Here is a 21,002-nt window from a genome sequence, read left to right on the forward strand (position 1 = left end):
GTTCAAAGACGCTGTTTTTGGTTTGATCACACAACTTCCTTAACAGGAAGCATTTGCCAATGCAGCGTCTTTTTTCGTGAATTATTCAGGCTAGGTCTCTTTTTTTTGCATGCGTGTTTTGTGAGGTTTTGTCGTGTGGTGCAGTTCTGTTTTTCTGGTTCCTTGGCGAGCAGGTGTTTGGGGATGCCTGTGTGTGTTGAGCGGGTGTGTATTGTTCACGTGGGCAGTGATGTGATGCCGGCAGTGTGATGTAGGTGCGAGGTGTTCTGCTTTTTTTCGCAGTGTCTTGATATTGTGCGTAGCTTTTTTGGGTTCAGAGTCTTGGGTTGTTTCAATTTTAGATCTATTCGATCAAGGGGGATTAAGGGGGGTATTGTAAGATGTTTTGGATCTTCTTGTTTTGGTGACGTTGTGGTACGTTGGGATTACTTATGGTCTCTGTAAGGTCGGTAAGTCCTTACCGTAGAAGGTCTACTAAAGCGAGGGGCCCAATCGATATTAAGAATGAGCCTAGGGATTCGATTTGTTAAATATTCACGGGTGCCTAGAACCGCCGATCGGGAGCGTATTTTTTTCTTTCTTTGACTGGAAATTGAATGCTATGGATTCCAAAACTGGTTTCCGTTCTGTAGCTGTTAAACGCTTCGACTCGATTGAGTTCAGTAGATGCATCGCTTGCGGAGCTAGTGTGTTGGACGTTTTGCCAAGGTTTGGTTGCGGATTCGAACGGCACGGAGCTAGGCAGTAAAGTGCTGACCGTGAGGGTGGCACGGTTAGTTCTCATGGGTAGGGGCGATATAAGTACAAAAGGATTGCTACACCTCTAGTCCAAGTGAAACGCTGTTTACACTGTCTAGCAGCTAACGGAGCTGTCGAGTTTCTCGCTTCGGTCCTTGCGGACGCAGTCGGATCATCGCCGCGAAGGGGGGCTAGCTACGATAGGGGCGATGTTGATTAGAATCTCGAAACGAGGTTGTATTTAACAACGCTACGCTTGATCCCTTCGCAAGCTCAGGGTGAGGATCCCCTCGCAAGCTCGGTGCGAGGACCTTACTAAGGGGATCTGTGGATTTTTCTGTTCAAGCTTCGGTCCTTGCGGACGCAGTCGGATCATCGCCGCGAAGGGGGGGGTAGCGACGATAGGAGCGATATTGATTTTTGTCTCTCGAATCGAGGTTGTATTAACAACGCTGCGCTTGATCCCCTCGCAAGCTCGGGGCGAGGACTTTGCTGAGGGGAGTTGTGGGGCTCTCTGTTTATCGGATTACTCCGTGGTGAAGACGGAGGCGGGGAGGCCTTCTTTGTTGTAGAGGTTAGCTTCTTCTGGGTTGGCTTCCCAGGCGTAGCGGGCCTTGACGGGCTTCTTAATCTCCGGATGGGTGAGCTCCACTTTGTTCTTGGAGACGATTCTCGCTTGCGCGTTTTTCCAGACTCCGTCCTTGCCGGCGATTTCGAATTGCTGGAGGGCTTCGTCAACGGGAACGGTCTCGTTCATGAGCTCCTTCTTGCCTACCATGAGGCCGGAGCCGACCTCGTCGAAGGTGAGGATGAGCTTGCGGCCTTTGACCTTCGAATTCTTGTAGAGTGGACCGCTGATGGCGGGTACGGATACGCCATAGTCTTTGCCGAGCGCCCAGAGGGAGAGGCGTTTGCCTACGTCGTATTTGTTGTGCGGGTGGATATCTTTGGCTTCGCCGATATCGTAGGCCACGGCCATGCCGGTATTCGGCAGCTGGAGGCCGCGGCGGAGTTGGTCGTTGATCTCGGCCCATCCGATATCGCGAAGTTCGCCCGCGTTGTAGCCAGCGAGTTGGACCCAGTAAAAGGGAAAGGCTCCTTGGCCCCACTCTTCGCGCCAGCTATTCACGAGGGCGGCGAGGTATTGCTCGTATTCATCTGTCATATACGAGGCATTGGATTCTCCTTGGTACCAAAGGGCTCCTTTTATCTTGTAAGGGATAACGGCGGAAAGCATGCCGTTGTACAAGGTTGCTGGGGTTTGCCGGTCTTTGCGTGGGTCGGTGGTGGGGCTGGGCTTGCGGCCTTTGCTGCCGTTTTCCTTCCAGCGCTTGAGCGCCTTTTCGTAGGCTGTGTCAACATAGCCCGGGGCGTCCATCGTATCGATCTGGGCCTGGTTCTTGGCCAGTTCCTCGTCGAAGTAGGCGCTCATGCTCGGGTCCTTTCGATAGGTTTCCTCGGAAATCCAAGGTTGGATGCGGGTCCCGCCCCAAGAGCATTCCACGAGCCCGATGGGGACGTTCAGCTCCTTGCGCAGCTCTTTGGCGAAGAAGTAGCCGGTGGCGGTCATGACTTCGGTTTGGCCCGGTTTCACGCTTAGCCATTGGCCATCGAAGTCGCTTTTCTTTTCGAATAGCGAAGGTGTCTGGGGAACTTCGATGTGGCGTATCCAATTATCCACTGCGGTGGCGACTTCCTTTCGCATGAACTCGACGACGGGTTGGTACTCCGCTTCGCGAGCGTCGTTAAGGTAGCGGTTCATTGCGAAGTCCATGTTGGACTGCCCGCCGCAGAACCAAACCTCGCCGGAAAGAACGTCGTCGAGAACGATTTCGTTTTCTCCAGCGATAGTGATTTCGAAGGGTCCGCCGGCGGCCGGAGTTGCGAGGCTGGTTTTCCAGGTGCCGTCCGCGTTGGTGGTGGTTTGCGCGCTCGCTCCCCAGCTGGCGGTGATGGAAACGGTTTCGCCCGCGTCCGCCCATCCCCAGATCGGTATTTCGGTTTCTCGCTGCACGACCATGCCGTCTGAGAAAAGCGAATTGAGCCGAACCTCCGCTTGGAGCGCTTGGAGGGCGGCTAGTGCCAATGAGGCTGAGCAGAGGATACTTTTGATGGGAGTGGGCATTTGCTTTGGGTTGGGATTTTTATCGGGACGGAGGTGGCTCGTCTAGTTTTTGCGGTCGAGACGGTAGATTTTCAGGTCTTTGTAGAGGTGGTGGGTGCGGACCATGCGGAGGCCGAAGTAGCCTTCGTTGTGCACTGGGAATTCGTCGAAGGTGTAAGTGCCTTGCTTGAGGGGCTCGGAACCCTTGCCGATGGAGATGGGGTCGCCTTCCTTGAGTTCGTAGACGACTTTGCCGTCCACGATGTATTGGGTGAGACCGTTGTAGGCCACGAGCTGGACGGTGTGCCACTTGTCGGGGGTGATGAGGTAGCCTTCCTTGCCGTCGCGTTCGTTGAGGGCGATGTGGGCGAGGTCGTTGCCTTGATAGTCTTGCCGCGGATAGCGACGGAAGCGGGTGGTGTAGTTGCTCTGATTGGGACCTCCGCCGCCGGTGCTGGCGTAGTAGCCGTGCATCTTGTGGTAGCTGCCGAAGCCTCCGTGGTAGAGTTCGCTATCGAAGAGCCTGTCCTGAGCGACGGGGTCGGTGGCGTGCCAGAAATTGTTGATGTCGCGCACCTGGATCTCGTCGCCGTCGACGTATTCAGTCGGACACTTCACTTGGTAGACGATTGCGATAGGGCCCTCGAACTTTTGCTTGAGCCAAGCGGTGCAGCCGCGAGCGGGCATATAGGCGTCGAGCACTCCGTTTGCGAATTCGGCCTTTGGCTCGTTGTTGGACTTATCGTTTTGCTCGATCTGGATTACCCAGTCTTCGGGCTTGTTGAAGCTGTCGGCGTATAGGACTTCGCCGATGGTGAAGGTGTCGGCGCCATAGCCGATGGCCACAGCTGTCGGGGCTTCCTTTTGCGAACAAGCGGAGCCGAGGAGTCCGACTAGGGCGAGTAGGCCGAGGTGGAGGCCGCGGTTCCAGGATTTAGGGGAGTGAGTTGTTTTCGTTTCTGAATACATGGCTGTGGTTATGTTATTTCCAAATGGGCATTTGTTTTTCGTCAAGGCCGGCGCAGGTGGGACGTGGCAAATGTTCTGGGGCTTGCCCCTGGCAAAGCAAGCGTTGGGTGAGGCGTTGGGAGAGGGCTTGGAGTGTGGTGGCGTTTTCCGGTCGTTGGGCCACGTTGCTATTTTCGTAGGGGTCGTTTTCGAGGTCGAATAGTTCCCACTGGTCGAAGCTATGGGCGCAAAGCTTCCATTTGCGAGTACGGATCATGGCCCCGGGGCCGAATTGGCTGGGGCCGTGCGGGGCTCGGAGGTTTATGCCGGGGATGGGGGCGTCCAAGGGCGCGAGATAAGTACCGCCTTCTGCGAACACGTCGACGCGAGCTTGGTATCCGTCGGTAAGAAGTGAATACGCATGGCTGCCGGTGGGTTGCTCGATGCCGCAGAGCTCGAGTACGGTGGCCATGAGGTCGGGAGCTTCGACGAGGGAGTCGCAGTTGCCCTTTCGGATTCGGCCGCTCGGATCCCAGATAAGGGCCGGGATGCGCACGAGCGAATCGTAGAACGTGGCCTGCTTATGGGTGACGCCGTAGTCGCCGAGGTACTCTCCGTGGTCGCTCCAGAACAGGACGATGGTTTTGTCCAGGATCCCCAACGTTTCCAACTTGTCGAGCACGCGGCCGACTTGGTCGTCGACGTAGCGGATCTGGCCGCAGTACATGGCCATGGCCTTTTTGAAGTCGGTTTCTCTCGCTTCGGGAGAGCGGGAGTTTTGTCGCCAGTGGCTGAGGCGATCCGGTTCCCCGTCGACGGGAGCGCGGCGGAAGTTTTCGGGTAGCTCGAATTGTTCGGGAGAAAAGAGGGTGTCGTAGGGAGCGGGAGCGGTGAAGTAGGGGTGCGGGTCTTGGTAGTTGAGGGTGAGGTAGAAGGGCTCGCCCGTTGCGTTGCGGCGTTCGATGTAGTCGAGACCGGCGGTGGTGAAGCGTTCGGTTAGGTTCCAAGGGCTGCCGCTTTCCAGCGTACCCGAACTCCAACTACGCGTATAGGACGGGTGATCGTCCATGTTGCCGATGCAGAGGTCTTCGCCTTCGTGGTAGTTGACGCCGATGGAATCGCCTTGGCGGACGTGGTCCTTGCCGAAAAGGGCGGTGTGGTAACCGGCCTTCTGGAGTTGCTTGAGGGCGTCGGGCGCTTCGTGAGGGAGGGTGCCGCCGTAGTCGCGAACGCCGTGTTCGCAAGGGTACTTGCCGGTAAGGAAGGAAGTCCGGCTGGGGCCGCACATCGGCGAGGAGCAGAAGGCGTGGCTGAAGTTGGTGCCCATCGCCGCGAGTCGAGAGAGGTTTCGAGTTGCGATGAAGGGGTGTCCGTTCGGCGTGAGGTAGTCCCAACGCATTTGGTCGGGATTGATGATAACAATGTTGTATCGTTCGTTTGCCATGCTTGGCCGTTTGGGACTCTAAGACTTTTGAGGGGCGCGTCGTCCGTAGCTGGGATCGTAGCGCGGAACGTTCATGCCCTCGGGCGTTTGCCAGCCTTCGAAGGGCCGGTGAGTGATGTAGGCGTAGTAGGGGGTCGCTTGCAAGTCGTCGCCGATGAAAAGCGGAGCTAGCTGGGTGAGCCCTTTTTCGAGGTAAACCTTAAACGTTACTTCCTTCGCTCCGTTTGGAATGTCCTTCGTTGTATCGGTGTCACCGATACGAAGGCGAGCTTGCTTGTAGTTGAAAGCCTTTCCGTAGGTGCCGTCGTTGATACCCTTGTCGGCTTCGACGGGCCAACGCCTTAGGGAAATTTCGTATTCGCCTGCCCGTTCTACCTCGATGGCCCAATGGGTCTCGACAGCGACTGCTCCCTTGATGACGTGGGTCTGGTCCCAGGCGGGGAGCTCGTGGTAGAGCCAGTCGTGGGAGGAAAGGGCGACGATGGGGGACTTGTCGGAACCGATAGCCATGTAGCTGGTTAGGTCGTGTTCGCTGGATACGTCGGCCCAGAAGGCTTCGTATTCGGATTTCAAGCGCGTGACGACTTCGGGGAACTGGGCTGCGAGGTCGTTTGCTTGCTTGGGATCGTTGCGTAGGTCGTAGAGTTCCTTGCCGTCGACGAGTCGCCAGTGGTTGGTCATGACGGCGTTGTTACGCCATTTGATGGGGTCGATGACGCGTTGGTTCTCGACGATGAGGGTTCTGTCTTCCCAGTCCTGGGCGTCGGTGTACAGGAGATCTTTTACGCTGGTTCCGTCGAAGGCGATATCGGGAGCGCGTAGGTCGCAGAGCTCGATCAAGGTGGGGAGGACATCGAGGTGGGCGGTGAGTTCTTCGACCGTTTCGCCGGCTTCGATGTTACCTGCGGGCCAGCGGATGAGGAAGGGGACGCGGTGTCCGCCCTCGTACTGGGAGCCTTTCTTGCCCCGCATGCCGCCGTCGTAGCCCCGATTGCCCTTGATGCCCCCGCCGGTTCCGTTGTCGGTCATGAAGATGACGATGGTGTTGTCGGCGAGTCCTTCGGCTTCGAGGAATTCGAGGAGCTTGCCCACGTTGTCATCGATGTTTTCGACCATGCCGTAGAATTCGGGAATGGATACGCGTGGATCGTTTTCGTAGGGGTCGCTGTATTCGGTGGGGCAGTAGAAGGGGCCGTGCGGCGCGTTGGTGGATATGTAAGCGAGGAAAGGAGCTTTCGCCTCTTTGCTTTCTTTGATGAATTTCATGCCTTCGTCGAACCAGATATCGGTACAGAAGCCTTCGAAGCGCTTGTATTCGCCGTTAACGATATAGGTGTCGTCGAAGTAGTCGTTTTCCCAGTAGTCCGGGGCTTGGGAGACTCCGCCCGCCGCATGGTAGACGGTATGTTGAAAGCCCCGGTCTTCAGGGCGGTAGGGGTAGACGTCGCCGAGGTGCCACTTGCCGAAGAGGCCGGTGGCGTATCCATTTTCCGAGAACACGTCAGCTAGTGTGACCTCGCGTTTGCGCAGCATGTTGCGGCCTTGCACGGTGTGCCAGACTCCGACTCGCCCGGAATAGCGTCCGGTCATGAGGGCGGAACGCGTCGGAGCGCAGGTGGGGTCGACGTGGAAATTGTCCAGCAGGGTTGCTTGTGAGCGCAGCCGGTCGAGATGGGGAGTCTTGATGGCTGGGTTTCCGGTGAAGCCCAGGTCGCCGTAGCCTTGGTCGTCGGTGATGACGATTACAACGTTCGGTTTGCTCTCGGCGGCTTGGCTGTACGCTAGGAGGTTTGCGAAAAGCGCGAGTGCGGTCAGAAGCTTGAGGGGAAGGTGAGAGCGGATCATTTTCTTTTTTTGGGGATTTCGTTTAGGGATAATAAGGGTTTAAAGCTTACTGAAGGTGTTTCCGGTTCCTTCGTCTAGGAGAAGCTCGCCTTTGCTTTCGATGCGACAGTCCGTGGAGTAGGAGCTGAAAACTGTGGGGTGGGGTGATTGGTTCGTCACTACGATGCCGTGGGCCTTATTGTTTTGGTCCAGCTTTTCCGAATCGCTGTTCTCGGTGGTGTATCGTTCGCCGGTGGTGCCGAGGATGATGGGGCGAAGCTTGCGGATGGGTAGCTCCGTAGAGGCGAAGATTTTGATCTTGTGGTGGGAGCCAGTGATACGAGCCAGAGGATGGTCGCCTAGTTCGTGCGGGGCATCGAGGAGTTCGATTTCGATATCAGAATTGGATTTGGAAGCGTAGGGCAGGGACAGCAGCGGGCCATAGGCGGCGTTCCCCTTGCAATGGCGCACGGTGGAGTTGGAGGGCAGCGAGAAGGCGTGGGAGCAATTGATAGCGATGCTGTTCGTTACGGTCGCCTGACGAGCCAGGGCGAGGGTGATGCCGCCTCGCATGGCGTCGACGGTGCAGTTTTCGACAGTGATGTGACCGGTGTTGCGAGTGTTGCCGTGCTTGTCGGTTCCGCGGGTGTAGGCTCGGATGCCGTCCTCGGTGAGGCCGATGACTTGTCCGCGCGGGATGGGCTGGCCCTTCATCCAAGACGGATACTGGATCTTGTATTTGAATTGCTTGGCAAGCGGATCCTTGGAGGCGTAGATGTCGTCGGTTTTGCGTTGGTCGCCTACGACCTTTGTATTTCGGATCACGACGTCTTGCGAGCCGTGGATATGGATGCCGTGTCCGAAGGTATGGATACGAAAGTAGCAGTTCTCGATAAGCGGGCGATCGCCGGTGATGGCCATGGCACTGTGCTTTTGCAGCCTAACGGCTGAGCCTCGGCCTTTGCCAAGGTAGTCGCCCATTCCGTAGGGGGCGGAGCCGCGTACGATGAATTCGCAATCGGTGAAGGTAACGTCGTTTCCGGAAACGTAGAAGTCTTGTATGCTGATACGTGGCGGGTGGTCGCCTGTATCTTCGAAGCGGCCTCCTTTAAACTGCAAGTTGTCTCCGGAGACGAGGTAGGCCTTGATTCCGTGAGCTTTGGTCTTTTCGAGGTCCCGCAGTATTTTTGTGGGCAGTTCGATGGTGACGTCGGTGAAGTCGAAGACGTTGTTCGATCCTGAAAATTCGAATACGGTGACGTTGCCGGGTTCCGTTTCCTTGATGGTGTAGCGGCCGGGAGCGAGTCGGATTTTTTGGTCGTTCCGTGTCGCCAGTTTTCGGAGTTCCTTGAGGGAGCTGATTTCGACGTATTCGGAATTTGCGGTCGCGAAGGAGTAGGCGAATAGGCTCGCGATGATTGCGGCTAGGGTGCGGGGGATTTGCATGGGGGATCGAGCGGATGAAGGAAGGGAAGCCCAAGCGATGGCGATCGCTTGGGCGTATTCGCGGCCCGAATATGGGGGCGCTTTTTCCGTTAAAGCTTTTGGACTTCGGTGAAGTAGGCGCCTCCGGCTTCGCCGTTTTCGTCGTAAAGGTAGGTCCAGAGTTCGGTTTCGCCGACGGGAAGGCTGAGGTCGATGACGACGCCGCTGGTGCCCGGGGTGACTTCGACCTCCTTCTCGATACCGGCGACGCGAATCTTGGCCCGTACCGCTACGAGCGGCTTGTTGGCGAGAGCTGGGTATTGGCGGAGCGTGAAGCGGTAGAAGCCGGCTCGCTTGACGTTGATCATCCAGGGCGCAGTGACGCGAGGCAGGGCGCTGATGAGCCGGAAGTTCCAAGGTGGATTGCCTTGGGGCATGTACCAGTCTTGCGAGCAAAGTTCGACCGGGTTTTCGCTTGGGTTGCCGATGTCGAGGCGTACGGGACGCATGCCTTCCTTGACCGACTGCCAGTAGGGTTCGTAGTGGGCCCAGAGTTCCTTGACGACTTCGGGATACTGGGCGGCGACGTCGTTCCGCTGCGCGGGGTCGGCTTGGATGTCGTAGAGCTCCCGGCCGTGGATGAGGCGCCAGCGTTCGGTCATGATATAGGAAAATTCGGTCTTGAGCCGATCTTCAGGGAAGGCGGGACCGCCATGGAATTGCATGACGATGGGGCCGCGTTCCCAGGTTGGGTTTTCTTCTTCGAGAAGCGGCGCGAGAGACATTCCATCGAGTATCCGGTCCGTGGGTACAGGAATGTTGCAGAGTTCGGCGAGGGTTGGGAAGAAGTCGACGTGGGCGGATAGGGTGTCGATGTCCTTGCCGCCTTCGATGCCGCCCTTGGGCCAACGAACGAAGAAGGGAACGCGATGTCCGCCTTCGTAGACGGAGGCTTTACGGCCGCGCATGCCTGCATTGAATCCCCAGGTGGCTTCCGAGTTGTTCTTGTCGTTCTTGTCGAACTCGGCGCCTAGGTAGGTGCCGTTGTCGGTCATGAAGATGAGGATGGTATTCTCTTCCAGGTCTAGTTCCTTAAGCTTCTGGCGCAGGAGGCCGAAATTGTAGTCGATGTTGGCGATCATGCCGAAGTAGTCCGCGCGGATGGGCTTGTCGACTTGGTCCTTGTAGGGGGCCGACCATTTCTCGTCGACGACGATAGGGGTGTGGGGGGCGTTGAGCGGGAGGTAGAGGAAGAAGGGCTTGTCCTGGTTCTCCTCGATGAAGCGCATGCCTTCGCGGAACCAGATATCGGTGCAGTAGCCTTCGAAGCGTTCCAGCTCGCCGTTGCGTTCGTAGACGTCGTCGAAGAGGTCATTTCCCCAGTAGTCGGACACTTGGCCGATACCGCCGCAGCGGTGCCAGACTACGTCCTGAAAACCGTAATCTTGGGGGCGGTGCGGAGCGCTGTCGCCGAGGTGCCATTTTCCGTAGAGGGCGGTCGCGTATCCATTTTCTGAAAACAGGTGAGCGAGGGTGCGTTCGTCCTCGTGCAGCATGGTGCGACCGGCGCTGGTGCGGTAAGCTCCGTTGCGGGCAGGGTCGCGGCCGGTGAGCAGGGCTCCTCGGGTGGGGGTGCAGAGGGGGGAGACGTGGAAGTCCGTGAAGCGGACCGACTCGGCGTGGAAGCGGTCGAGCTCGGGCGTTTTGAGGATTGGGTTTCCGTGGGCCCCGAGATCGCCGTAGCCTTGGTCGTCGGTAAGGACGAAGATTACGTTCGGCTTTTGTGGGTTGGTGGCTGCCAGCGACAAGCTCGTTATGCAGACGAGCAGAATCGCTTTGGCCCAGGCCGGGCAGGAAGAAGGTCGAAAAAAATGCGGGATGAAAGCGGGTGTATTCATTTTTTGGAGAGTTTGGAGATCAAGTAGTCAGTCGCGTTTTGATGAACGGCGTTAGGGGATTCCGGGTAGTAGAGTTCGCTAGGGACCTCGAGCTCTTGCAAGCGTTCCAGCAGGCCGGTTCCGAAGGAGGCGGAGTGGGTGTAGTCGCCCTTGTTTTTTCCCGTTCCCGGCTTGATGGTGTAGTAGAGGTAGGTCGCTGGGTCGTCCGCAGTGAGAAGGGCATAAGGTGAGTACTCCTCGATCCAAGGCAGGATGTTTTCGCGTTCGGCGAGGAAGGTTTCGAAGCTGTCCAATCCGAAGGCATGAGCTCCGTAGGTGACCTTGGGGATCCACGTTTTCATCTGGACTGGATCGAGGGAGGTTTGGGCTCGCAGGGCGGCAACGCAGCTCAAGCGGGTAGACTCGCGGAGCACGGGGTCCTTGCTATTCGGATCGGCCAGGTCGTCGTGGTAAGCGAGCCAAAGGCTCGTGCAGGCGCCGGCGGAGCCGCCTGCGGCAGCGACGCGGGACTTGTCGAAATTGAGTTCGTCAGCCCTGCTGCGCAGGTACTGCACGGCGCGGGCGGCGTCGTAGAGGGGGCCTCGGACGGGAGGCTCCAGTTCGCGGGAGTGCTTCATCAATCGGTAGTTGATGGCGGCGACGGATATACCGGCGTCGAGGAGCTGCTGCGTATCCACGAATTTGTGCAGGAGCTCCTTTGATCCACCGTTCCAACCGCCGCCATGGATAACGACTACGAGGGGCGTGGGCTCGTCGGAGGAAGCTTGCCAGAAGTCGAGAACGTTGCGTGGACCGTCGCCGTAGCGGATATCGCTGAAGGTCGGAGCCGGGACGGACTCGTGGTAGGCGGCTGGTTTTGACTGCGCCTTTACGGGTTGTACGGAAAAACTGGTTACAACGAGCGAAAGCAGGCCTGTTAAGGCGGTTTTGGATGGATGGGGGATCATGGTAGGGCTGTTGGCTGCTATTTGTAGAATTGGCGCACGGGGAGCGTGGGATAAGGGGAGTCGGCTTTGGTTTCGCTTAGGAAGCTGGTGTAGGTCTTGTACATCCCGCTGACACGCTCGGGGAAGTTGGTTGCTAGGTCTGTGGTTTCCTGCGGGTCGTCTTCCAAGTTGAAGAGGAGTTTGCGCTCAGCTTGCACTACCAGTTTCCAAGGGCCTTCTCTGAGGGCTCCGCCGTTCCACATACTCCAGAAACGGGTGGTTTGGGGGAGCGGTTCGTTTTCGAAGAGGGCGGGGGCGACGTCGATGCCGTCTAGGATGTGGCCAGCGGGCGCGCTCGCTCCAGCGAGGGCCATGCTGGTAGGCATGATGTCGAAGGTGAGTATTGTCTCGTCGGATACGGAACCGGGAGCGACGCGGCCCGGGGCCCAAACGATGCCGGGAACGCGGATGCCGCCTTCGAAGAAGTCGACCTTGCCGCCTCGGGTATTCGGGCTGGTAGTGTAGTTCTTTTCCGTGCCGCCGTTGTCGGAGATGAACCAGATGACGGTATCGTTCTCGAGACCGAGGGCTTCGACCTTGGAGCGGATCTGGGCGACGCTTTCGTCCAGCGGGAGCATGAAGTGGCGGATGAGCCAATCCTCGTCTCCCGGCGTTTTGGAATATTCCTCATCGGGCGCCCAATCGGGACGCTTGCCCTTGTCGGGACCGCGCTGGATGAGCGAGCCACGAGCTTGGTGGGGAGAGTGGGGAGTTCCGTGGGCGACGTAGAGGAAGAAGGGCTTGTCTTGGTGGCGCTCGATGAAGTCGACGGCGTTTTGGGTGATGACGTCGGTGTGGTAGCCTGGCTGGTCCTTGAGCTCGGTGCCGTCCCACCAGTCGGCTACGCCCATGCGATCGCGGTGCGAGTGGGCGTCGATGTTGCCGCTGACGAAACCTTTGAACTCGTCGAAGCCGTGCAAGGTTGGGTTGAAGTTGGGTTTGTATCCAAGATGCCACTTCCCGAGGATTCCGGTAGCGTAGCCAGCGGATTTCATGGCTTCGGGGAAGGTCCATTCGTCGTCGTGAATGCCGACGTGGTGCATCGGTTCGGCGGGGTCGGCGTTGACCACTTCGTCGCAGCCGCTGCGTTGCTGGTAGCGGCCGGTCATGAGGGCGGCCCGCGTGGGAGAGCAGAGGGAGCCGTTGCTGTAGAAGGAGGTGAGCTTGATGCCGTCGGCGGCGAGGCGGTCGATCTCGGGGGTCTTGAAATAGGGATTGTCGAAGCAGCTCACGCCGCCGTAGCCCATGTCGTCGGCCATGATGACGATGACGTTGGGCGGGCGTTGTTCCGTGGTTCGGGCGATCGCCGCGGTCGCGAGAAATGCAGCTGCCAGATGAAGTACGAGTTTTTTGGGAGTCATTTAGTGGAGAGGTGTGGGTTGTGGCGGCCTGGGGCCGCGCGACGCCGTTGGCTTTGGTGGGGAGGCTGATGGCGCTCTATTTGCCGCTTTTCCAGAGCACGATGTTGTCGACGTCGTTTTTGAGCTTGGGGCCGGCGGTGCTGCGACCGTTTTCCACGTCCTTCTTTAGCTGGGCGAGGAGGCGTTCGGCGATCTCGGGGTGAGTTGCGTAAAGGTTGGTGGTTTCGCCGGGGTCTGCTTCCATGTCGTAAAGCTGGGCAATGGGGGCGTCGGCGGGCGCGTCGTTTTCCGTTGGATACGTCCAGCCGCCGGAGGCTTTGGCGAGGCAGAGCTTCCATTTGCCGAGGCGGTAGGCGAAGTGTCCGGAGAAGGAGTGGTGCACGATGCCGGCTCGTGAGGATTGGATTGGTTCGCCGACGATGGCCGGGAGGAAGCTCACGCTGTCTTCGCCAGCGTCTTGCGGAAGGGGTACGCCGGTGAGTTCGGCGCAGGTGGCGATGAGGTCGTTGAGCACGATGGTTTGCTCGCTGAGGGAGCCGGGCTTTATTTTCGCAGGCCAGCGGACGATGTGCGGAACGCGGTGGCCGCCTTCCCAGATGTCGGACTTGGAGCCGCGGAAATGGGCGCTGACGGTGTGGCCCGCTTCTTCGAGCTTCTTGAGTCCGCCCCATTTCGAAAAGCCGTTATCGCTCGTGACGATGACGACGGTGTTTTGGGCGAGGCCCTTTTCTTCGAGCGCGTCGAGCATTTCGCCGATGATCGCGTCGGTATGCATCACGAAATCCGCGTAGCCGCTAATGCCGCTTTTGCCTTCCCATTCAGGAGTGGGGACGATGGGAGTATGCGGAGAGGTGAGGGAGACGTAGGCGAAGAAGGGGGTAGAGGCGTCCTGCTGCTTGATGTAGTCGACGGTCTTTTGGGTGAGGATGGGCAGGGTGTCTACGGCTTCGAAGTCTTCCGTGGAAGGGCCTTTGCGGTTGAAGCCTTTGATGGTGGTGCATTCGCCGACGAATCGGTCGTTCTCCATGTAGATGTAAGGGGCGATGTTGAGGGAGGCGGAGATGCCGTAGAAGTAGTCGAAGCCGAGGTCGACGGGGCCTCCGGCGATGCGTCCGTTCCAGTCGATATTGGTGAGGCCTTCGGTGGAGAGTTCTTGGTCGTCGATGGTGGGGAAGCCGAGGCCGAGGTGCCATTTGCCGATGCAGGCGGTGTTGTAGCCGGCCTGCTTGAGGAGGTCGGCTACGGTGAAGCGGTCCTCTTCGATGAGCGGCTTGTCGAAGCCCATTAGGACTTGGGCTTGGAGGGGGGTGCGCCAGTTGTAGCGTCCGGTAAGGATGCTGTAGCGGCTAGGGGTGCAGACGGAGGAGCTGGTGTGGGCGTCGGTAAAGATCATCCCGTCCTCCGCGAGCTTGTCCATGACGGGAGTCTTGATGAGCCCGTTTTCGGGGTTGAGAATCTGTACATCCCCGTATCCGAGGTCGTCGGCTAGGATGTAGAGGATGTTGGGCTTTCCGGGTTGCTCGGCCGTGCAGGCTGTTGCAAAAATAACGAGGGCGAAGGCGGTGAATCGTACGAGGTCTTTAATCATAAGAATCCCTTAGGGGCTAAGGTTTGTTATGATGCCTAGCGGTTTCTCGAGCTGCTAGATTCCGCTAGGTTACCCTATTAAACAAAACGGGAGGTCGCTCGGTAGATGCGCAAGTTCGCGAGTGCGAACCTGCATCCCAATTCCGCAATAAGGACGGATGTGTTTAACTTTTGGGCGTATGCCTTGGAAAGGCACGGTGGTTTAGCGGGTGCGAATGAGTTTTTCGCTTCGCGACTCAGGCGAAATCGAATCAGCGGAGCGGTTCGTCGAGGCTCAAGCTAGGGCTTAGGTTTCAGCGTTCGGCAGACCATGGTGGCAAAGGCAGTGGTCGCTAAGTCGCGATCGATCTGGGTATCAGCTTGATCAGCGACGCGAAGTCCGGTCACGCAGGCAATGATAACGGTGGCGAACCCGAGGGCATCGACGTTTCTGTCGATCGAACCTTGATCCTGTCCAAATGCGATGACTTTGGCGAAACGATCTCGTAGGCGGATTTCGTGCTGTCGGATGACGGCGGCCGCTTCTGGGCTCCGACTGGCTTCGGCCATGATCTCCGAGTAAAGGACTGCATCGAGGTCCTTGTCCTTTTGCCAGATTTCGTCGATGCAGCTAAGCATGGTCTCCAAGGTGTTGCCTCCCTCTACGAGCGATGCGAGTTTCTCTTCGTGGTAGGCGGAGTCGGATTCGACTATGGCTTTGATGAGCTCGTTCTTGCTCTTGAAGTAGTGGTAGAGGTGGCCTGGGCTCATTTTCGCCTTTTTGCAGATCGAGGACATGGAGGCCCCGTGGAATCCTTTTTCTCGGAAGCATACGAGGGCAGCTTCAAGGATCTGGCGGCGACGTTCCGTTACGAGGTTGGGATTTACGGTTCTCATTTATCGTAGAACGTGAATTCTAACAATTAGCGTAGCAAGTGCAAATAAGAGTTGGCGCTTGGCGAGCAGGATGTTGCGAGAATGTAAAATAGAATGAGTATTCTACATTGTTCTTGACGGTTTGGCTCGGTAATTAGATAGAGCGTTCGTACTAATAAAAGTTCCGTATCGCCGAACCTATGGTTTGGACCTGTAAGCGAGTGGCGATGCGGTGAGGTTTCAGGGTAAGCATACGTCACATACTACGATGAACACGGAATTGAATTTGGATAACGCCAAGAAGAAGCGCAGTCTGATCGCTCTTGCGGTTGGCTCTGTTGCTGCGATCGGAGCTGGGCTCACAATGCTCGGGTGTTCCGAGACAGAAGCGGAGGTTGCTAAGGAGGATGCGGCGCGGTACGTGGAGACGTTTACGGTCGAGAAACATTCTGACGTGAAGGAAGGCGTGTACGTGGGCCGGGTGCGGGCTCCCAAGGAAGTGGAGTTGGCCTTCGAGCTGTCGGGGCGGGTCGATGCGATCGCTGAAACGACGGGGACGTTGTTTCGAGCGGGTGAGGAATTGGGCCGTCTGGATTCCCGCCGTTACCAATTGGCATTGGACGAAGCGGCGCAGCGTTTGGCTTACGCGGAGAAGGAGCTGGCGCGTATGCGGACATTGCTGGATGGGGGAAGCTCTACCCAGGCTGAGTTCGACCGAGTTGAGAATTCCTCGGTATTGGCTCGCATCGCATGGGAGAGAGCCAAGGAAGATCTGGAGGATACGGTTCTTGTGGCGCCCTTCGACGGCAAGCTTGCGAGCAAGCGGGTGGAGAAGGGGAGTTTCGTAATGCCAGGGCAATCCGTCTTGGTATTCCAACAGAGTGGAAAGACCGAGGTCGATTTTTACCGAACCGAGAGCCAGTTGGCCAGTTTGCTGAGCGGGATAGAAAACGACGTTTCCTCAGTTCGAATTGCTGATGGAAAATTGTCAGGTACGGAGTTGCATTTGAAGGACTATGCGACATCGCCGGATCCGCTGAGCGGCGCCTATCGAGTGACTTTCAGGCTCGATAACGGCAACGCGAGAGCTCTTTTGCCGGGATCGCCAGTTCGGCTCTCGATCGTAGAGAGGCTAGATGCTCGGGGCAATCGTCCGGTTGAGATCCCTTCGGATGCATTGGTCACATTGCCCGATGGCGGTTTCCGAGTCTGGGTCTTGGCAGATGGGGCGGCGCTCCCAGTCGAACGATCCGTGGAAGTCGGGAGGGTCAAAGGGAAAAAGGTTGAAATCGTGCGCGGCCTGGACGTCGGAGACCGGGTCGTGACTAGCGGCGCCGCTATGCTTCGCGAGCACACCTTGGTGACCACTCTTGGAGGAGCCTAAGAAGATGGATTTCGCAAGAGTTTCTATACAAAAGCCGGTTTTGACCTGGCTTTTGATTCTATCCTCGTTGCTTGGTGGGTACTGGGGATTCCAAAATGTTGGTCGCCTAGAGGACCCAGCGTTCACGATTAAGGAGGCTGTGCTCTTTACTTCCTATCCGGGCGCGAGCGCCGAGGAGGTGGAGCGTGAGGTTACCGACAAGATCGAAGCCGCGATCCAACGCCTGGACATGGTTAAGGAGATACGTTCGCAGTCTTACGCGGGGCGTTCCGTAATACAAGTGGAGTTGTTCGGTACCGCCGGACCGGACGTGATTCCGCAGATTTGGGACGAGCTACGCCGAAAAGTAGGCGACGTCCAAGCCATGCTGCCGCCGGGGGCGGGGCCGACGTTGGTCGATGACGACTTTGGGGATGTCTACGGTTTGCTCTACGCGGTCAACAGTTCGCAAATCGAGCACGCGGATTTGCATCGCTATGTGAAACGGCTGAAGACTCAGCTAATGCAGGTGCAAGATGTGGCGGATGTTCAAATTCTCGGCGACATCGGGGAAGAGCTGCATATCGATGTTTCGCCCGAGCAGCTGGCGACTTTCGGCATCGGTCCTCAAGAACTGTTAAGTGGTATCGTTACCCAAAACGCGGTGACCGATGCGGGGGGATTTCAAGTTGGAGGGCGCTTCGCTCGTCTGCAGCCGACAGGCATGTACCGCGATGTCGACGATTTGGCGGACCTGCCTATTGGGCGAAAGGCGGGCGAGGCGTATTTGAAGCTTGGTGACGTATCGGAAGTAAGCCGCGGCTACGAAGAGCGTCCCACTCGAATTGTTCGTTACAATGGAAACGACACGATTCTCCTAGGTGTCGCTGGGCGTCCGAAGGTCAACATAGTTGAAGTAGGGTATCGAGTTGAGGATAGGATCAACGAGCTCGAAACCGAACGTCCGCTTGGCGTCGAAATTTCGCCGATTTACCAGCAGCATTCGGTCGTAGACGAGTCAGTGAACGGTTTCGTGCTCAATCTGGCCCTTTCGGTCCTGATCGTTGTGGGCGTTCTATTTATTTTTATGGGATGGCGGTCTGGATTGATCGTCGGAGTTGTGCTGTTTCTCTCGGTGGCTGCTACTGTATTCGGAATGAAGATACTGGGTATCGAGATGGAGCGTATATCGCTCGGCGCCTTGATCATCGCCATGGGAATGCTGGTCGATAACGCGATTGTGGTTGCAGAAGGGATGCTGGTACGCGTTCAGCGTGGTATCAGCAAAATCGAAGCGGCCAGCGAAGCGGTGCGTTCGACTTGGCTACCCTTGCTGGGCGCCACAGTTGTGGGGATCTTAGCTTTCTCTGGTATCGGTCTCTCGAGTGATGCGACAGGGGAATTCACTTTTTCGCTTTTCGTCGTGGTTACCGTCTCGCTCTTGCTTAGCTGGGTGTTTGCCGTCACTGTAACGCCGCTCCTTGGCAACTACATTCTTGAGAAGCCGAAAGCGCAAACCGAGAGCGTCGATCCGTACAAAGGCGTATTGTACGCGGTCTATCGATTTGTACTCAAATTAACCCTACGCTTCAAGCTGGTTACGGTTCTGATTCTAACCTTCATGACTCTAGGGAGCTTGGTTGGATTCAGTAAAGTGAAGCAGAGCTTCTTTCCTGATTCGAATACACCTATCTTTTATCTCAATGCCTGGCAGCCTTACGGTGCAGATATTCGGGCGACTGATGAAATCGCTCGCGAGGTTGAGCAATTGCTATTGGAAGACGAGCGAATCGAATCGGTTGCCACCTTGGTAGGAGCCGGGGCTCAACGCTTCATGTTGGTCTATGCGCCGGAACTGCCGGATCCAAGCTACGTGCAATTCATCGTCCGAACTCGCGCTGTAGAAGATATCGATGCGATCATCGAGGAGTATGTTCCAAAGGTGGAGAAGTCGCATCCCGATCTCTTCGTCAAAACCGATCGTGTAAGGCTTGGGCCCGGAGGTGGCGCGAAAATCGAAGCCCGTATTATCGGTTCCGATGCGGAGCGCTTGCGGGAAATCGCAGGCGAGGTACAAGCGGTGCTTAGCCAAGATGACGAGCTGGAGGCGATTCGCACAAACTGGCGGGAGTTGGAGCCAACCTTGCGTCCGCATTTCGATACCGAACGCGCTCAGTTGCAGGGCTTGTCGCGTGAAGACTTTATAGCTCAGCTGAAGATGTTGAGCGAAGGGTCGGTCTTTGGAATGTACCGCGAGAACGATGAACTGCTTCCGATCCGCGTCCGACTGCCGCAGGCGGATCGAGAGAATCCGGATGAGCTTTCCCAGCGCTTGATCTGGAGCCCGGGCCGGAGTGGTTGGGTACCGATGGAAAGTGTCGTTTCTAGTATCGAACTGGTTAGCGAGGAAGGTTTGATTCACCGGAAGAACCGGGAGCGTACCTTGACGGTTCAGGCAGAACCTGTGGCGGGCGTTCTTGCGAGCGCCGCGTTCGCGAGAAATCGTCCTCTGGTTGAAGCCATAGAGTTGCCTGATGGATACAGACTTGAATGGGGTGGAGAATATGAAAGTTCTACCGACGCCCAGAAGGCGCTCTTTGCGGGATTGCCTGTCGGTTACCTCGGAATGCTCATAATCGTGATTCTGCTGTTCGGGAAAGTGCGTCAACCGATTGTCGTTTGGAGTGTCGTGCCAATGTCTGTGATCGGCGTGACCTGGGGACTGCTAGGGACTGGAGTCGCTTTCGGTTTCATGGCTCTACTAGGAATCATAAGTCTGACTGGGATGCTTTTGAAAAACAGCATCGTGCTCGTCGACGAAATCGATGCCCGAATTACAAGCGGACAGGCACGTTATGACGCGTTGGTAGAAGCCAGCGTGAGTCGGGCGCGGCCAGTTGTTTTAGCTTCGGTTACGACCATTCTCGGAATGGCTCCGCTCGTGTTCGATGCGTTTTTCATCGGCATGGCGATAACCATCATGGCGGGCTTGGCCTTTGCCACCTTGCTTACATTGGTCGTAGTACCGGCGGTCTACTCGATTCTCTTCCGTATCCGGGAGACCGAGAGGGGATCAGCTTAATCTTTAAGAGAGGAGTTTCTCAAGATGAAGAATTTAGATCTAATTGGAATGTTGCTGCTTGCGACGCTTGTATTGTCGCAAGCAGTCGTGGGGAGTGAAAAACGTGTTCTTTCGCTAGAGTCCGCTCTGATGGAGGTGGAGAATACCAATTTAAGTTTGCTCGCAGCCCGTGAAGGGCTGGAGCAGGCGGTGGAAGGGGTAAGGCGGGCACGCGCTGGCTTGCTTCCAACTGTAACGGCGGTAGCAGGCCAGTCCCGCAACCAGTCGGTCACGGTAGGACTCGGGTTGGAGCAATTTGGCATTTCTCGTCAAAGTGATCCGTTTAGTCGGTTCAACGCTGGAGTGACGGTGGATCTTCCCTTGGTCGACCTTGCCAGCATTGCTGCGTACCGTGAATCAAGGTATGTGAACGAGATTTCTGAATACGAGTATCAGGCAGTCCTTGAGGATATTAAATTGGCTGTGGCTGAAACCTATGTGGGCGTGCTGCGAGCGCGGCGCGCTTTGGAACTCGGGCATGAAGCCTTGGCGCGAGCGGAAGAGTTACGCGATATCACACAAAATCGGGTCGATGCTGGAGCGGCGAACCGAATCGATTTGATGCGCGCTAAGTTGGAAGTCAGCAGCGCGAAACAAGTTGTGGTGTCGCGGGAGACGACAGTCTTTGAAAGCGAGCATCTCTTGAAGCTATTGCTCGATATGGATTTGGGTACTGCATTGGAGCTGTTGCCTGTGAAGTCTGCTGGGCTCCCTCCCGCAACGTTTCAGGACTATAAAGCGATACTGCTAAAGAGGGAGGACTATCTCGCACGATTGACCGAAGAGGATCGTGCTCGGTTGTTGGTCAAGGCAGCCGGCTGGCAGCGTTTGCCATCGCTCAACGCGTATGGAGATTATGGATATGTGAGCGAGGAGGCCTTCGATGGGGAAGAGGAAGAGGACTGGGCAGTGGGAATAGCGCTTTCAGTACCGCTTTTTGAAGGTGGAAAGAACAAGGCGGACAAGGCGATGGCCCGGTCGAATCTCGCTGCTGTTGAAGTGCGTTTACGGGAGGTTGAGCAGCAAGTAAGGAATGAAGTAGATGTTTCAAGCCGGCGTTTGCAAGAGGCGGAATCGAGGCTAGGACTAGCTGAGGAAACATTCGCTTTAGCGCGAGCTACCTTCGACTACGCATTGGATCGATTCCAAAACGGTGTCGGAGATAATCGCGAGCTAATCGAGGCTCAGCTTGGTTTAGCATCTGCGGAAACGAATAGGACTGAAGCGCAACTTTTATTAGAGTTGGGGAGATTGCGCTACGCGAGCGCTACAGGAGAGCTTGAGATCGCTCTGTAAAGTTGGATGAATCCGTTTATCTCACTTGGAACTTCGCGATCCAGGTGGATGA

Annotated in this window: 13 protein-coding genes; 3 read left to right on the forward strand and 10 right to left on the reverse strand. The window is 56.8% G+C overall.

Annotation, left to right across the window (positions count from 1 at the left end; all coding sequences use genetic code 11):
* Positions 1 to 1,264: 1,264 nt before the first annotated feature.
* The 10 genes from QEH57_RS12810 to QEH57_RS12855 form a co-directional block, all read right to left on the reverse strand.
* Positions 1,265 to 2,863, reverse strand: coding sequence for a sialate O-acetylesterase (locus QEH57_RS12810; RefSeq protein WP_309007140.1), 1,599 nt, complete (start codon positions 2,861 to 2,863; stop codon positions 1,265 to 1,267).
* Between the two features lie 42 nt (positions 2,864 to 2,905).
* The gene (locus QEH57_RS12815) at positions 2,906 to 3,811 is read right to left on the reverse strand and encodes a DUF6250 domain-containing protein (RefSeq protein WP_309007141.1); all 906 of its coding nucleotides are present in this window, start codon (positions 3,809 to 3,811) and stop codon (positions 2,906 to 2,908) included.
* A 13-nt stretch (positions 3,812 to 3,824) separates the two neighbouring features.
* Complete coding sequence (locus QEH57_RS12820; RefSeq protein WP_309007142.1) at positions 3,825 to 5,234, reverse strand: sulfatase-like hydrolase/transferase; 1,410 nt, start codon at positions 5,232 to 5,234, stop codon at positions 3,825 to 3,827.
* A gap of 18 nt (positions 5,235 to 5,252) precedes the next feature.
* Complete coding sequence (locus tag QEH57_RS12825; protein ID WP_309007143.1) at positions 5,253 to 7,079, reverse strand: arylsulfatase; 1,827 nt, start codon at positions 7,077 to 7,079, stop codon at positions 5,253 to 5,255.
* A 39-nt stretch (positions 7,080 to 7,118) separates the two neighbouring features.
* On the reverse strand, positions 7,119 to 8,504 hold the full coding sequence (locus QEH57_RS12830) for a right-handed parallel beta-helix repeat-containing protein (protein ID WP_309007144.1): 1,386 nt from the start codon (positions 8,502 to 8,504) through the stop codon (positions 7,119 to 7,121).
* An 89-nt stretch (positions 8,505 to 8,593) separates the two neighbouring features.
* Positions 8,594 to 10,381 (reverse strand): arylsulfatase, encoded by a 1,788-nt coding sequence (locus tag QEH57_RS12835; RefSeq protein WP_309007145.1) that lies wholly within the window; start codon positions 10,379 to 10,381, stop codon positions 8,594 to 8,596.
* Positions 10,378 to 11,328 (reverse strand): alpha/beta hydrolase, encoded by a 951-nt coding sequence (locus tag QEH57_RS12840; RefSeq protein WP_309007146.1) that lies wholly within the window; start codon positions 11,326 to 11,328, stop codon positions 10,378 to 10,380. Before QEH57_RS12840 ends, QEH57_RS12835 begins: the two co-directional genes overlap by 4 nt.
* Before the next feature lie 17 nt (positions 11,329 to 11,345).
* Positions 11,346 to 12,728 (reverse strand): sulfatase-like hydrolase/transferase, encoded by a 1,383-nt coding sequence (locus tag QEH57_RS12845; protein ID WP_309007147.1) that lies wholly within the window; start codon positions 12,726 to 12,728, stop codon positions 11,346 to 11,348.
* A 76-nt stretch (positions 12,729 to 12,804) separates the two neighbouring features.
* Positions 12,805 to 14,316, reverse strand: a complete 1,512-nt coding sequence (locus QEH57_RS12850; protein WP_309007148.1) for an arylsulfatase — start codon at positions 14,314 to 14,316, stop codon at positions 12,805 to 12,807.
* A gap of 278 nt (positions 14,317 to 14,594) precedes the next feature.
* Positions 14,595 to 15,191 carry a TetR/AcrR family transcriptional regulator gene (locus QEH57_RS12855; protein WP_309007149.1) on the reverse strand — a complete coding sequence of 199 codons (597 nt, stop codon included), beginning with the start codon at positions 15,189 to 15,191 and terminating at the stop codon, positions 14,595 to 14,597.
* A gap of 247 nt (positions 15,192 to 15,438) precedes the next feature.
* On the opposite strand from QEH57_RS12855, the gene QEH57_RS12860 reads away from it, so the two are divergent.
* The 3 genes from QEH57_RS12860 to QEH57_RS12870 are packed head-to-tail and all read left to right on the forward strand — an operon-like array spanning position 15,439 to position 20,950.
* Positions 15,439 to 16,554 carry an efflux RND transporter periplasmic adaptor subunit gene (locus QEH57_RS12860; RefSeq protein WP_309007150.1) on the forward strand — a complete coding sequence of 372 codons (1,116 nt, stop codon included), beginning with the start codon at positions 15,439 to 15,441 and terminating at the stop codon, positions 16,552 to 16,554.
* Between the two features lie 4 nt (positions 16,555 to 16,558).
* Positions 16,559 to 19,615 carry an efflux RND transporter permease subunit gene (locus tag QEH57_RS12865; protein WP_309007152.1) on the forward strand — a complete coding sequence of 1,019 codons (3,057 nt, stop codon included), beginning with the start codon at positions 16,559 to 16,561 and terminating at the stop codon, positions 19,613 to 19,615.
* Between the two features lie 24 nt (positions 19,616 to 19,639).
* Positions 19,640 to 20,950, forward strand: coding sequence for a TolC family protein (locus tag QEH57_RS12870; protein WP_309007153.1), 1,311 nt, complete (start codon positions 19,640 to 19,642; stop codon positions 20,948 to 20,950).
* Positions 20,951 to 21,002 lie beyond the last annotated feature (52 nt).

The sequence above is a fragment of the Pelagicoccus sp. SDUM812005 genome (genome assembly GCF_031127875.1).
GTDB lineage: Bacteria > Verrucomicrobiota > Verrucomicrobiia > Opitutales > Opitutaceae > Pelagicoccus.

Bases quoted from the DNA above. Each gene is read 5' to 3' on its own strand.
- QEH57_RS12820 (WP_309007142.1), bottom strand. From the start codon at position 5,234: ATGGCAAACGAACGATACAACATTGTTATCATCAATCCCGACCAAATG.
- QEH57_RS12850 (WP_309007148.1), bottom strand. From the start codon at position 14,316: ATGATTAAAGACCTCGTACGATTCACCGCCTTCGCCCTCGTTATTTTT.
- QEH57_RS12830 (WP_309007144.1), bottom strand. From the start codon at position 8,504: ATGCAAATCCCCCGCACCCTAGCCGCAATCATCGCGAGCCTATTCGCC.
- QEH57_RS12815 (WP_309007141.1), bottom strand. From the start codon at position 3,811: ATGTATTCAGAAACGAAAACAACTCACTCCCCTAAATCCTGGAACCGC.
- QEH57_RS12810 (WP_309007140.1), bottom strand. From the start codon at position 2,863: ATGCCCACTCCCATCAAAAGTATCCTCTGCTCAGCCTCATTGGCACTA.
- QEH57_RS12860 (WP_309007150.1), top strand. From the start codon at position 15,439: ATGAACACGGAATTGAATTTGGATAACGCCAAGAAGAAGCGCAGTCTG.
- QEH57_RS12840 (WP_309007146.1), bottom strand. From the start codon at position 11,328: ATGATCCCCCATCCATCCAAAACCGCCTTAACAGGCCTGCTTTCGCTC.
- QEH57_RS12865 (WP_309007152.1), top strand. From the start codon at position 16,559: ATGGATTTCGCAAGAGTTTCTATACAAAAGCCGGTTTTGACCTGGCTT.
- QEH57_RS12835 (WP_309007145.1), bottom strand. From the start codon at position 10,381: ATGAATACACCCGCTTTCATCCCGCATTTTTTTCGACCTTCTTCCTGC.
- QEH57_RS12845 (WP_309007147.1), bottom strand. From the start codon at position 12,728: ATGACTCCCAAAAAACTCGTACTTCATCTGGCAGCTGCATTTCTCGCG.
- QEH57_RS12870 (WP_309007153.1), top strand. From the start codon at position 19,640: ATGAAGAATTTAGATCTAATTGGAATGTTGCTGCTTGCGACGCTTGTA.
- QEH57_RS12825 (WP_309007143.1), bottom strand. From the start codon at position 7,079: ATGATCCGCTCTCACCTTCCCCTCAAGCTTCTGACCGCACTCGCGCTT.
- QEH57_RS12855 (WP_309007149.1), bottom strand. From the start codon at position 15,191: ATGAGAACCGTAAATCCCAACCTCGTAACGGAACGTCGCCGCCAGATC.